This window comes from Frateuria sp. sgz306004, from assembly GCF_057750885.1.
In genome coordinates this window covers 192,525-205,543 of sequence record NZ_JBYLFE010000004.1, presented here as the reverse complement: position 1 = coordinate 205,543, position 13,019 = coordinate 192,525, and the positions used below count along the sequence as shown (strand labels likewise).

Below are 13,019 nucleotides of genomic sequence, written 5' to 3'. Positions count from 1 at the left end.
CTCACGGCTCCAAACATTGCAGACGACCCAATAGTAGTATAATTTGACAATTGAATCGGACCAGAGGCTCACGCATGTTTCGGCCCTTGCTCGCCACCGCCCTTGCCACCGTCATGCTGATGACCAGCAGCTGGGCCAGCGCCGCCGACGCCGCGCACCCGCAAGGTGCGGCCCTGCTGCACCAACGCGAGGCGATGAGCTTTGGCGTGTTCTATTACCCGGAGCAGTGGCCGCGCGATCAATGGCAGCGTGACCTCAACGGCATCGCCAAGCTTGGGTTCGGCTTTACCCACATGGCCGAGTTCAGCTGGACCTACCTTGAGCCGGAGGAAGGCCGCTTCGACTTCACCTGGCTCGACCACGCGATCGACCTTGCCGACAAGGCCGGCTTGCGCGTGATACTCGGCACGCCTTCCGCCGCACCCCCGGCATGGATGGGCGAGCACTACCCCGAGGTGTATCGCGTGGATGAACATGGCCAGCGCCATGAGCACGGCATTCGTGCCGAGGTATCGCTGTCCAATCCACGCTATCAGGCCTTCGTCACTCGCCTGGTCACCGCCATGGCGCAGCACTACGGTCACGACAAGCGCGTGTGGGGCTGGCAGGTGGATAACGAGCCGGGCAGTTTCGCTGACTACAGCGACAGTGCACGCCTGGCCTTCCAGCAATGGCTCAAAGACAAGTACGGCAGCGTCGAGGCCATGAATGCCGCCTGGGGCGGCTCCTTCTGGAGCACGCGCTACACGCGTCTGGACCAGGTGCTGCTGCCCAACGCCACGCTGGCCGCCGAAGACAAGTTGAGCCCACACGCCCTGCTCGACCTGGCGCGCTTCCAGGCCGATACCACCGCGCGCTTCCTCGATGGGCAGGCGACCACCATCAAGAAATATGCGGCGCCCGGGCAATGGGTGACCACCAACTACACCAACGTCACCACCGCCACCGATCCGCGCCGCAGTCATGCGCTGGATTTCACCACGTTCACCCTTTATCCGGTGGCGGGCGCCAACGTGCTCGGCAAGGATAGCTACGCCATCGGCAAGCCCGCCAACCTGATGGAAGCCGCCGCGTATTACCGCCCTATCACCGGCACCTTTGGGGTGATGGAGCTGCAACCGGGCCAGGTCAACTGGGGCGAGATCAACCCGCAGCCCATGCCAGGCGCCGTGGGCATGTGGATATGGCACGCATTTGCGTCCGGCGCGTCGCTGCTCAGCACGTATCGCTACCGGCACCCGCTGCGCGGCAGCGAGATGTATCACGAAGGTATCGTAGGTACCGATGGCGTCACGCCCTCGCGCACCGGTCGCGAGTTCGTCGACACCATGCACGAGATCCAGGCGCTGGAGCCGCAGCTCGACGCGACGGCCAGGCTCCCCGCCGCACTCGCCGCGCGCCAGACCGGCTACCTGTGGAGCCACGACGTGTTCTGGGATCTGGAAATCCAGCCTCAGACCAGCCTGTGGAACAGTTGGTCCTACCGCAACGGCTACACGCTGGCGATCAAGAGCACGGGCGCACCGATGGACTTCATCGCGGAAAGCGATAACTTCGATCGCTATCCGTTCATCGTCGCACCGGCTTATCAGATGGTGAGCGACGCGCTGGTGCAAAAGTGGAAGCGCTATGTGGAACAAGGCGGCCACCTCATCCTCACCAGCCGCAGCGGCCAGAAGAACGCGCTGGGCCATTTCCATGAAGGGCCGTGGGCCGCTCCTATACTCGACCTGATCGGCGATGACGTGGAAGGTTTCGACATGCTCCCGGCCAGCGCGCAGGGCACGGTGAACAGCCAGGGCAAGACGCACGCATGGCGCCGCTGGGCGGACATCCTCGCTCCGCGCCCAGGCACCGAAGTGCTCGCCACCTATGCCGACAACTATTACGCGGGCAAGGCCGCGGCTACCACGCGCAAGCTCGGCAAGGGCACGGTCACCATGATCGGCGTGTCCACCGACGACGGCGAGCTGGAGCGCGAGCTGGTGCGCAGCGTGTACCAACGCGCCGGCGTGGCGATCGAAGACCTGCCCACCGGCGTGTTCCACGAATGGCGTGGCGGCTACTCCTTCCTGATGAACTACAACACCGCGCCCTACCAGCCCCGGTTGCCTGCCGGCGCGCGCATCGTGCATGGCCAGACGCCGTTGGCGCCCGCACAGGCACTGGTGTGGAAGGACAGCGCGCCGTGATCCAGCACGACTCCCGCCACCGCGCCCGCAGGCCTCATCCATGAGCGGACTGATCGCCCTGGACTGGGGCACCACGCGCCTTCGCGCTTATCGCTTCGACGCGCAAGGCGCCGTGGTCGATACGCGAAGCCGCAGCTGGGGCGTGCGCCAGTTGCCGCACGGCGGCTTCGAGGCCGCACTGCGGGACATCTGCGAAGGCTGGCCCGATGCGCCGCGCCTGGCCTGCGGCATGGTCGGCAGTCGCAACGGCTGGATGGAGGTGCCCTATGTGGAGCTGCCGGCCGATATCGATCGCCTGAGCTCCGGTGTGCGCACCATTCGCATGGCGCAGGGCGCCGCCCTGCACATCGTGCCGGGCCTGCACGATGGCCAGGCACCGGACGTCATGCGCGGCGAGGAAACCCAGGTGTTCGGGGCGCTTGGCCAGCAGCCCGAGCGCGCGCCCTTTTCCATCTGGATACTGCCTGGCACGCACAGCAAGTGGGTCAGCGTGCAGGATGGACGCATCACCGCGTTTCGCACCGCCATGACGGGCGAGTTGTATGCGCTTCTACGCGAGCACTCGATACTCGGCGCCGGCATCGGCGAGGCCGTGCAAAGCACCGACGCTTTCGAACGCGGCGTCTGTGCCGCGCGGGACAGCGGCTCACAGGGCGCGCTCAGCCGCCTGTTCGCCACGCGCGCACTGATGCTCGATGGCGCCCTGGCCCCCGGTGAAGTACCGGATTACCTCTCGGGCCTGCTGATCGGCGAAGAATTTCGCGCCAACCTCGCGCTGCTGCGCGAACTGCCGGGCGAATCGCTGCAACTGATCGGCGAGACGGCGCTGTGCGAGCGCTATCGCCAGGCCGCGGCCTGTTTCGATCGCCACCTGATGGTGGGTGCACCCGATGCCGCCGCCCAGGGCCTGTGGCAGGTCGCCTGTCGCATCGGCCTCATCCCCCACCTTCAACGCCACGCTTCTGGGAGTACGCCCTCGTGCTGAACACCTGGCTCAGCCCCTTGCCGCTCATCGCGATCCTGCGCGGCATTCGCCCGCATGAAGCGGCCGCGATCGGCAGCGTGCTTGCGCAAGCGGGCTTCCGCCTGATCGAAGTGCCGCTCAATTCCCCTGAGCCCTACGAGAGCATCCGCATGCTCACCGACACCCTCGGCAGCGGTTACCTGGTGGGTGCCGGCACGGTGATGCAACCGGCGCAGGTTGATCAGGTCGCCGCCGCGGGCGGGCGACTGGTCGTGATGCCGCATGCCGATGTGGCGGTGATTCGCGCCGCCAAACAGGCCGGCATGCTCTGCACGCCGGGCGTCGTGACGCCGTCCGAAGCCTTCGCCGCCATCGCCGCGGGCGCCGATGGACTCAAGCTCTTTCCCGCCGACCAGGTGACACCCGCCGGCCTCAAGGCCTGGCGTGCGGTGCTGCCGCCGTCCTTGCCGGTGCTGCCGGTGGGCGGCATCGGCCCTGCCGACATGGCCACCTGGTACGCCGCTGGTGCGCAAGGATTCGGCATCGGCTCCGCCCTCTATGCGCCAGGCCTGGCCGTCGACGAGGTGGCGCATCGCGCCCATGCCTTCGCCGATGCCTGGGCGGCTCTCTCCAAAGATGCCAAGGAACACCGTGCATGAAGATCACCCGTCTCACCACCTATCTGGTGCCGCCGCGCTGGCTGTTCCTGCGCATCGATACCGATGCCGGCATCTGCGGCTGGGGTGAGCCCATCGTGGAAGGCCGCGCACATACCGTGGCCGCCGCCGTGGAGGAGCTCTCCGATTACCTGATCGGCAAGGACCCGCGCCACGTCGAAGACCTGTGGAACGTGATGTATCGCGGCGGGTTCTATCGCGGCGGCCCGATTCTGATGAGCGCCATCGCCGGCATCGACCAGGCGCTGTGGGACATCAAGGGCAAGCATCTGGGCGTGCCCGTGCACGAGCTGCTGGGCGGCCCGGTTCGCCAGCGCATCCGCGTGTACTCCTGGATCGGCGGCGACCGACCGGCCGACACCGCACGCGCCGCCAAGGCCGCCGTGGAACGCGGCTTTACGGCCGTGAAGATGAACGGCACGGAAGAGATGCACTTCGTCGACAGCCATGCCAAGGTCGAGCGCGTGCTGGAAAACGTGCAGGCGGTGCGCGAGGCCGTGGGTCCCGATATTGGCCTCGGCGTGGATTTCCACGGCCGCGTGCACAAGCCCATGGCCAAGGTGCTGATGCGCGAACTCGCGCCGTACAAACTCATGTTCATCGAAGAGCCGGTGCTTTCCGAGCACCTGGATGCCATCCCTGAATTGGCCAGCATCGCCCCTGCCCCGATCGCGCTGGGCGAACGGCTGTATACCCGCTACGACTTCAAGCGCGTGCTGGGCATCGGCGGCGTGGACATCATCCAGCCCGACCCATCGCATGCCGGCGGCATCACCGAAACCCGCAAGATCGCCGCCATGGCCGAAGCCTATGACGTGGCGTTGGCGCTGCATTGCCCGCTGGGGCCCATCGCACTGGCCGCCAACCTGCAGCTGGATGCGGTGTGCCACAACGCCTTTATCCAGGAGCAAGGCCTGGGTATCCACTACAACACCTCCAACGACCTGCTCGATTACGTATCCGAGCGCAGCGTTTTCTCCTACGACGACGGCTACGTCGCCATCCCGGGCGGCCCGGGCCTCGGTATCGAGATCAACGAGGATTACGTGGCCGAACGCGCACGCGTCGGGCATCGTTGGCGCAATCCGCTGTGGCGCCATGACGATGGCAGCGTGGCAGAGTGGTAAGAAGCTAAGTCACGCGTCACGTTTGGGGGGAGAACCACGATGTCCGCATTTGCCACCTATCCGAGCCTGGAAGGCCGCAGCGTATTGATTACCGGCGGCGCCACCGGCATCGGCGCCGCCTTTGTAGCGCAGTTCGCGCGCCAGGGTGCGCGCGTCGCCTTTCTGGATATCGACGATGCCGCCGCGCATGCACTGTGCGGGGCCTTAGCCGATGCACCGCACGCGCCGGCCTTTGTGCACTGCGACGTCACCGATTTGCCGGCGCTGCAGGCCGCCATCGATCAGGCGCGACAGCACATCGGCCCGATCGCCGTGCTGGTGAACAACGCCGCCAACGATGTCCGCCATGCCCTGGCGGATATCGATGCACTGGCGTTCGAGCGCAACGTCGCCGTGAACCTTCGCCACCAGGTATTCGCCACGCAGGCGGTGGTGCCGGACATGCAGCAGCTTGGTGGCGGTTCCGTCATCTGCCTAGGTTCCACCGGCTGGATGAAGAAGAACGGCGGCTATCCGCTGTACGCCATGGCCAAAGCGGCCGTGCATGGCTTCGTCAATGGCATGGCGCGCGAACTCGGGCGGCACCGCATCCGTATCAACAGCCTGGTGCCCGGCTGGGTGATCACCGAAAAGCAGGCGCGACTGTGGCTGGATGAGGAAGGCCGCCGCGAGATCGAGCGCAACCAGTGCCTGCCCGGCTTGTTGAGCGCCGACGAACTCGCGCGCGCCGCGCTGTTTCTGGCGGCAGACGACAGCCGCATGTGCACGGGCCAGGATTTCATCGTCGATGGTGGCTGGGTATGAGCGGCAGCGAATCCCGGCGCATGCAGGTGGCGCTGGAGAACGCCGATGTACTGGGCGAAGGCGTGGTGTGGTGCGACCGCGCGCAAGCGCTCTACTGGACGGATATCCAGCGCGCCACGCTCTATCGCTGGCACCCGGACAGCAACCATCGCCAACAATGGTCACTGCCCGAGCGCCTGACTTCCTTCGCGCTGTGCCAGCGCGACGGCCGGCTGCTGCTGGCCCTTGCGTCGCGCCTGGCGTTCTTCCGTCTCGATGACGGCACGCTGCAAACCCTGCACGAGGTGGAGCCTGGCCTGCCCACGCGCTGCAACGACGGCGCCTGCGACCGGCAGGGGCGCTTTGTATTCGGCACCCTGCACGAGCCGACCAACGGCCCCAAGCAAGCCATAGGCGGCTTCTGGCGCCTGGACGCCACGCTCCGCCTGGAGCGGTTGCCGCTGCCGGCCGTGGCCATCAGCAACAGCATTGCCTTCAGCCCCGACGGCGGCACGATGTATTTCTGCGACTCGCTCGCGCGCCGTATCGACTGCTGCGACTACGGCGATGAACCGCGCAACGTGCGCCCCTTCGCCCTGCTCGATGACGCGCGCGGCGAGCCCGACGGCTCCTGCGTCGACGCCGATGGCGCGCTGTGGAATGCCCAATGGGGCAGCGCGCGCGTGCTGCGCTACGCGCCCGATGGCGCCGTGTTGCAGGTGCTGGACGTGCCCGCCAGCCAACCCACCCGCCCGGCGCTCGGCGGCCCGGGCCTGGACACGCTGTTCGTCACCAGCGCCAGCGAGGGACTGGACCCCACCCAGCTCGCCGGTGATCCACTCGCGGGCGCCCTGTTCCGCGCGCGCGTCGCTGTGCACGGCCTGCCCGAAAGCCGTTTTGCCGGCGAACCCCGCTAACGCCCACCTTCCGTCGCCATCCACCGCTCGTAGGATCCGCCCGATGAATGCAGTTGCGACAACCCCGCTCAACCTGGCCCGCACCGCCGCGGTATTCACCTGCATCCTCGCGGCGCTGGCCGGGCTGATGTTCGGCCTGGATATCGGCGTGATTTCCGGCGCCACGCCGTTTATCCAGAAGGAGTTCCAGGTTTCCGACCAGGTCATCGAGTGGATCGTCAGCGCCATGATGCTGGGCGCCGCCATCGGTGCGCTCGGCGCCTCGCGCATGTCCGCCATGCTCGGACGCAAGCGCTCGCTGATCCTCGGCGCGGTGCTGTTCGTGGCGGGCTCGCTGCTGTGCGGCGGCGCCACCTCGCCGCAGGTGTTGATTGCCGCGCGCTTCGTGCTCGGGCTCGCCATTGGCATCGCCACCTTCACCGCCCCGCTGTACCTGGCCGAAGTGGCGCCGGAAAAGACCCGCGGCGCGATGATTTCGCTCTACCAGCTGATGATCACCATCGGCATCCTGGTGGCGTTCCTCTCCGACACGGCCTTCAGCTACTCCGGCAACTGGCGCTGGATGCTGGGCGTCATCGCCGTTCCGGGCGCCCTGTTCCTGCTCGGCCTGTTCCTGCTGCCCGATAGCCCGCGCTGGCTGATGATGCGCGGCCGCGCGGAGGAGGCCCGCGAGGTGCTGCGCCGCCTGCGTGGCGATGAGGCCCTGGTCGAGCGCGAGATGACCGACATCGCCGAGCAGCTGGGCACGCCGCAGCGCGGCTGGCACCTGTTCCTGGAGAACCGCAACTTCCGCCGCTCGGTGGCGCTTGGCGTGCTGCTGCAGTTGATGCAGCAATTCACCGGCATGAACGTGGTGATGTATTACGCCCCACGCATTTTCGAGAGCATCGGTTACAACCAGCAGGCCCAGCTGTGGTTCACGGCCGTGGTTGGCCTGACCAACGTGCTGGCCACCTTCATCGCCATCGGCCTGGTGGACCGCCTGGGTCGCAAGCCCATCCTGTATATCGGCTTTGCCGTGATGTCGGTGGGCCTGGGCGTGGTGGGCACCATGATGCATCTGGGCATGCCCACGCATACCGAGCAGTTGTTCACCGTGGTGATGCTGCTGGTGTTCATCGTGGGCTTTGCCATGTCGGCCGGCCCGCTGATCTGGACGCTGTGCTCGGAAGTGCAGCCGCTCAAGGGCCGCGACTTCGGCATCGGCTGCTCCACCTTCACCAACTGGATCGCCAACATGGTGGTGGGCGCCACCTTCCTCACCCTGCTCAACGGTATCGGCAACGCCGCCACGTTCTGGCTCTACGCCGGGCTCAACCTGGTGTTCATTGCGCTTACCGTGTGGCTGGTGCCGGAAACCAAGGGCGTGACGCTGGAGCAGATCGAGCGCAATCTGATGGCCGGCCTGCCGCTGCGTCGCATCGGTACGCCGCCAGCGGGGTCCAACGCTCGCCGCTGAGGTCGTGCATGCCGGCGCGTCGCGCGGTTCGCCCGTGACGCGCGCTTTCAACCGCAGGAATCGTCACCACGCCCGGGGAGCCTCGCCGCATGTCGCACAACGAAACGCATGGCTTGCGACGCGTGCTTGGCACCTGGGACCTGGTGCTGTTCAACATCGCCGCCATCGTGGCACTGCGCTGGTTGTCCATCGCCGCACAGATCGGGCCATCCAGCCTGATGCTGTGGGTGCTGGGCTTGATCGGGTTCTTCATACCGCTGGCCCTGGCGGTACTGGATCTCAGCGCGCGCCTGCCCGGCGAAGGCGGGCTGTACTTGTGGACCAAGGCGGCCTTTGGCGAGATGCACGGCTTCATCGCCGGCTGGACGTACTGGGTCTCCAATCTCGCCTATTTCCCCACCGCGCTGCTGTTCAGCGCGGGCATCTTTCTGCACGTGGGCGGCGTCCAGGCGGAGCATCTGTCCGGAGATACGAGCTACAACCTCGCCTATTGCCTGGTCGTGCTATGGACCGCCACGGTGCTGGGCATCCTGGGCCTGGAGCGCGCCAAGTGGCTGCAGAACATCGGCGGCATCGCGACCTGGAGCGCGGCGGCCATCATCCTGCTGGCGGGCGCCCTGGCCGCCTATCGCTACGGCGGCGCCAGTGCGCTGACCGCGCACAGCTGGATGCCGGACTTCGGCCAGCTCTCCACCTACGCCACGCTGGTCACCATCGCACTGGCCTACCAGGGCTTGGAGCTGGGCCCGATCATGGGCGGCGAAATCCGTGATCCGGCGCGGCAGATCCCCCGCGCCACGCTGATCTCCTGCGTGGTGATCGCCGCCATCTACATCATGGGCACGGCGGCCTTGCTGGTGGCGCTGCCTGCTTCCACCATCGATATCATCAGCGGTATTCCGCAGGCGCTCTCAGCCATCGGAGCGCGCATGGGCCTGCCGTGGTTCGGCAGCCTCACGGCGGCGCTCGTCACCATCGGCACCATCGGCGCTATTGCCGCGTGGGTCACTGGCACCGCCCGCCTGCCCTTTGTGGTGGGCGTGGATCGCTTCCTGCCTTCCGCGCTCGGTCGTTTGCATCCGCGCTTTGGCACGCCCTACGTCGCCTTGCTGGTGCAAGGGGTGCTCACCTCGGTGATGCTGGTGGCGGCGCTGTCGGGGGCAAGCATCCATGAGGCGTACATCATCCTGATCGACATGACCGCCGTGATGTCGCTGCTGCCGCTCACGTACATCCTGCTGGCTTATCCGCTGCTGCGCTGGCGCGCGGAGCGCTCCGCGCGTGGCTGGCGCTACTGGCTGGCGTGGGTCGCGGGCCTCAGTGGCTTCTCGGTAGTGGCGGTGGCCATCATCACGTCGATGATTCCCCCGGCCAACACGCAGCCGGGCCTGTTCCTGCTCAAGGTGGCAGGCGGTTCGGCGCTATTGATCAGCATCGGGCTGGGCTTCTTTCTGCGCGCCCGTCGCTTGCCACGTGCCGCGCCAAGCACCGTGCCCTAGGTGTCGCGCATGCGCTTAGGGAAGACCGGATTCAGTGACATGTTGCTCGTCATTCCCACCCCTATGGGAGCAAGAGCAGGAGGCACGTTTCAACAGCCGACGTGCTGGTGATCCAGTGTCTTTACGCGCGAGGATTTGCAGGCGCTGGATCCCAGCCTTCGCTGGGATGACGAGAAAAAATGAGAGCGTCCTTAGCGCGAAAGCCCACGCCACTGCCATTCGGCGATCTCGGGCATGTCCCGCCCATGCGTGTTGATGTATTGCCGATGCTCGATCAGCTTTTCGGCCAGGCGCTGGCGCAGATAAGTGCCGGGCGCGCCCGTCTGTGGCAGATGGTCGATGGCATCCATCGCCAGGTGAAAGCGATCCAGCTCGTTGAGCACGGTCATATCGAAGGGCGTGGTGATGCTGCCCTCCTCCTTGTAGCCGTGCACATGGAAGTTCGCATGATTGGCACGGCGATAGGTGAGCTTATGGATCAGCGAGGGATAGCCGTGGAACGCGAAGATCACCGGCTTGTCCCGCGTGAACATGGTGTCGAACGCCTGGTCGCTCAGCCCGTGGGCGTGGCGATCGTGCGGCTCCAGGCGCGCCAAGTCCACCACGTTCACCACGCGGATGCGCAGGCCCGGCAGGTACTGGCGAAGCAGCTTCACGGCGGCCAGGGTCTCCAGCGTCGGCACGTCACCCGCGCAGGCCATCACCAGGTCCGGGCTGGCGGATTCCTGGTCGTTGCTGGCCCAGGACCAGATACCGATGCCTTCGCTGCAGTGTTTCACGGCCGCATCCATATTCAGCCACTGCGGCGCCGGGTGCTTGCCCGCCACCACCACGTTCACGTAGTGACGGCTGCGCAGGCAGTGATCCATCACCGACAGCAGGCAATTGGCGTCGGGCGGCAGGTAGACGCGCACCACCTCGGCCTTTTTGTTCATCACATGGTCGATGAACCCCGGGTCCTGGTGCGAGAACCCGTTGTGATCCTGGCGCCACACGTGGGACGACAGCAGATAGTTGAGCGAGGCGATCTTGTGCCGCCAGGGTAGCTGCGCGCTCACCTTCAACCACTTGGCGTGCTGGTTGAACATCGAGTCGACGATGTGGATGAACGCCTCGTAGCAATTGAACACGCCGTGGCGGCCCGTAAGCAGGTAGCCCTCCAGCCAGCCCTGGCACTGATGCTCGCTGAGCATTTCCAGCACACGGCCTTGCCGTGCCAGCGATTCGTCATTGGGCAGGCAGGCGGCATCCCATTGGCGCGCCGTCACGTCAAACACTGCTTGCAGCCCGTTAGAGATGGTTTCATCGGGACCGAAGACACGGAAATTGCGCTGCGCGGCGTTTTCCTTGATCACGTCGCGCAGGAAAGGCCCGAGCACGTGGGTGTCGCCCACTCCGGGGCTGCCGGGCGAAGGCACGGCGCAGGCATAGTCACGAAAATCGGGCATGCGCAGATCGCGCAGAAGCGCGCCGCCATTGGCATGCGGGTTGGCGCTCATGCGGCGTTCGCCGCGCGGCGCCATCTCCTGCAGATCGGGTAGCAGGCGGCCTTGCGCGTCGAACAGCTCCTCCGGCTGATAGCTGCGCAGCCATGCCTCCAATTGATGCAGATGCTCCGGTGGCGCACTGGGCGACACGGCCAGCGGCACCTGATGGGCGTGGAAGGTGCCTTCGTTCGGCTTGCCGTCCACCAGGCGCGGCCCTGTCCATCCCTTGGGGCTGCGCAGCACGATCATCGGCCAGCGCGGACGCGCGGTGTCGCCGCCCACGCGGGCGCGTGTCTGGATGGCGGCGATCTGGTCCATCGCCTCATCAAGCGCTGCCGCCATGGCCTGATGCATGAGCATGGGGTCGTCGCCTTCCACGAACAGCGGCGACCAGCCGTAGCCGCGAAACAGCTGCTCCAGCTCCTCGTGACTGATGCGGGCCAGCACCGTGGGGTTGGCGATCTTGTAGCCGTTGAGGTGCAGAATCGGCAGCACCGCGCCATCGCCCACCGGGTCGAGGAACTTGTTCGAGTGCCACGCCGTGGCCAGCGCACCGGTTTCGGCTTCGCCATCACCCACCACGCAAGCCGCGATAAGGTCGGGGTTGTCCAGTACCGCGCCAAAGGCGTGACTCAGCGAATAGCCCAGCTCGCCACCTTCATGGATGGAACCGGGGCACTCCGGCGAGGCATGGCTGGGGATGCCACCCGGAAAGGAGAACTGCACGAACAGCCGGCGCAGGCCTTCCTCGTCCTGCCCGATATTGGGATAGACCTCGCTGTAGGTGCCTTCCAGATAGGCGTGACTCACCACCGCCGGGCCACCGTGACCGGGCCCGGACAGATAGATCATGTCCAGATCGCGCTCGTTGATCACGCGATTGAGGTGCGTGTAAATGAAGTTCTGCCCGGGCGTGGTGCCCCAATGCCCCAGCAGCATTGGCTTGATGTCGCTCAGCGCGAGCGGACGTCGCAGCAGCGGATTGTCGAACAGATATATCTGACCCACGGAAAGGTAATTGGCCGCCCGCCAGTACGCATCCAGCCGCCTGAGCACATCGGGCGCCAACGGACGACGTGTGGCAGGTGCAGTTACCCCTTCGAGCTCGGGCGCCACATCCACATGTATCGAGATCATGCGGAGCGCCCCCCTTCGCTGGGCGCGCCATGCGCGATACATCCACTCATGGGCTCGATGGTGGTGAGTCGGTCCTTGACCGTCTGCACGCCGGGTACATTCTCCACCAGCACGTACAACGCGGCGCGCACCGCATCATCGGTTACCACACCCTGCAGTTCGGCTACGCCATGGCGCACCACCACGTGGGTTGTCGCCAGGGGCGCCCAGGATTGAAGGGCCAACGCCCGCCCAATGCGTTGCTCGATCGCGCTATCCGTTCCCGCGGCGCTGTCATCGACCTGCGGCAACGCGCGCAGAAAGCTGCGCATGAGGTCGGCCCGACTCAGCATGCCCGCCAGACGACCTTGCCGCAGCACCGGCAGGCGCTTGATGTGATGTTTCTCCATGAGAGCGACGGCATCAGCCAGCGGCGTCTCGGCGTCCACCGACACCACCTCGGCCGTCATCAATTCGCGTACCGTGCGGCCATGCGACGCCACGAACTCCTGCGCAACACGGCCAGGCCCCAGCAGGAACGACAACCAGGGCGACCGACGCCGCTCGGTGCCGGTTTCCGCCCGATGCAGCAGATCGCCCTCGGTGATGATGCCCACCAGCGTGCCTTTCTCGTCGACGACCGGGACGCCGCTGAAACCACCCCGAAGCATGACCTCCATGGCGACGGTCACCGCATCCCCCGGGTGCACCACCTGTACGTGACGACTCATGGCTTCGCGGACTTTCATGGAATGGCCCTCTTTGCGTCCCCGCCAGTATCGGCCGCCGCCACGCCAT

General features: G+C 66.1%; 10 protein-coding genes. 8 read left to right on the top strand and 2 right to left on the bottom strand.

Annotation, left to right across the window (positions count from 1 at the left end; translation table 11 throughout):
• Positions 1-74 precede the first annotated feature (74 nt).
• The 8 genes from AC3G2C_RS09890 to AC3G2C_RS09855 all read left to right on the top strand — a co-directional run bounded on the left by AC3G2C_RS09890 (position 75) and on the right by AC3G2C_RS09855 (position 9,618).
• On the top strand, positions 75-2,192 hold the full coding sequence (locus tag AC3G2C_RS09890) for a beta-galactosidase (protein WP_488384469.1): 2,118 nt from the start codon (positions 75-77) through the stop codon (positions 2,190-2,192).
• 40 nt (positions 2,193-2,232) lie between these two features.
• Complete coding sequence (locus AC3G2C_RS09885) at positions 2,233-3,177, top strand: 2-dehydro-3-deoxygalactonokinase (RefSeq protein ID WP_488384468.1); 945 nt, start codon at positions 2,233-2,235, stop codon at positions 3,175-3,177.
• Positions 3,171-3,815 (top strand): 2-dehydro-3-deoxy-6-phosphogalactonate aldolase, encoded by a 645-nt coding sequence (locus AC3G2C_RS09880; RefSeq protein WP_488384467.1) that lies wholly within the window; start codon positions 3,171-3,173, stop codon positions 3,813-3,815. Before AC3G2C_RS09885 ends, AC3G2C_RS09880 begins: the two co-directional genes overlap by 7 nt.
• Positions 3,812-4,960 carry a galactonate dehydratase gene (gene dgoD, locus AC3G2C_RS09875; protein ID WP_488384466.1) on the top strand — a complete coding sequence of 383 codons (1,149 nt, stop codon included), beginning with the start codon at positions 3,812-3,814 and terminating at the stop codon, positions 4,958-4,960. Before AC3G2C_RS09880 ends, dgoD begins: the two co-directional genes overlap by 4 nt.
• 39 nt (positions 4,961-4,999) lie before the next feature.
• Positions 5,000-5,764 carry an SDR family NAD(P)-dependent oxidoreductase gene (locus AC3G2C_RS09870; protein WP_488384465.1) on the top strand — a complete coding sequence of 255 codons (765 nt, stop codon included), beginning with the start codon at positions 5,000-5,002 and terminating at the stop codon, positions 5,762-5,764.
• Positions 5,761-6,660, top strand: coding sequence for an SMP-30/gluconolactonase/LRE family protein (locus AC3G2C_RS09865; RefSeq protein ID WP_488384464.1), 900 nt, complete (start codon positions 5,761-5,763; stop codon positions 6,658-6,660). Before AC3G2C_RS09870 ends, AC3G2C_RS09865 begins: the two co-directional genes overlap by 4 nt.
• A gap of 43 nt (positions 6,661-6,703) precedes the next feature.
• Positions 6,704-8,119: a sugar porter family MFS transporter gene (locus tag AC3G2C_RS09860; RefSeq protein ID WP_488384463.1), complete on the top strand. Its 1,416-nt coding sequence runs from the start codon at positions 6,704-6,706 to the stop codon at positions 8,117-8,119.
• Positions 8,120-8,208: 89 nt separating this feature from the next.
• Positions 8,209-9,618: an APC family permease gene (locus tag AC3G2C_RS09855; RefSeq protein ID WP_488384462.1), complete on the top strand. Its 1,410-nt coding sequence runs from the start codon at positions 8,209-8,211 to the stop codon at positions 9,616-9,618.
• Between the two features lie 191 nt (positions 9,619-9,809).
• On the opposite strand, the gene AC3G2C_RS09850 is transcribed toward AC3G2C_RS09855, so the two are convergent.
• Complete coding sequence (locus tag AC3G2C_RS09850; RefSeq protein ID WP_488384461.1) at positions 9,810-12,242, bottom strand: phosphoketolase family protein; 2,433 nt, start codon at positions 12,240-12,242, stop codon at positions 9,810-9,812.
• Complete coding sequence (locus AC3G2C_RS09845) at positions 12,239-12,970, bottom strand: CBS domain-containing protein (protein ID WP_488384460.1); 732 nt, start codon at positions 12,968-12,970, stop codon at positions 12,239-12,241. The genes AC3G2C_RS09850 and AC3G2C_RS09845 overlap by 4 nt, the downstream gene beginning before the upstream one ends.
• Positions 12,971-13,019: the final 49 nt, after the last annotated feature.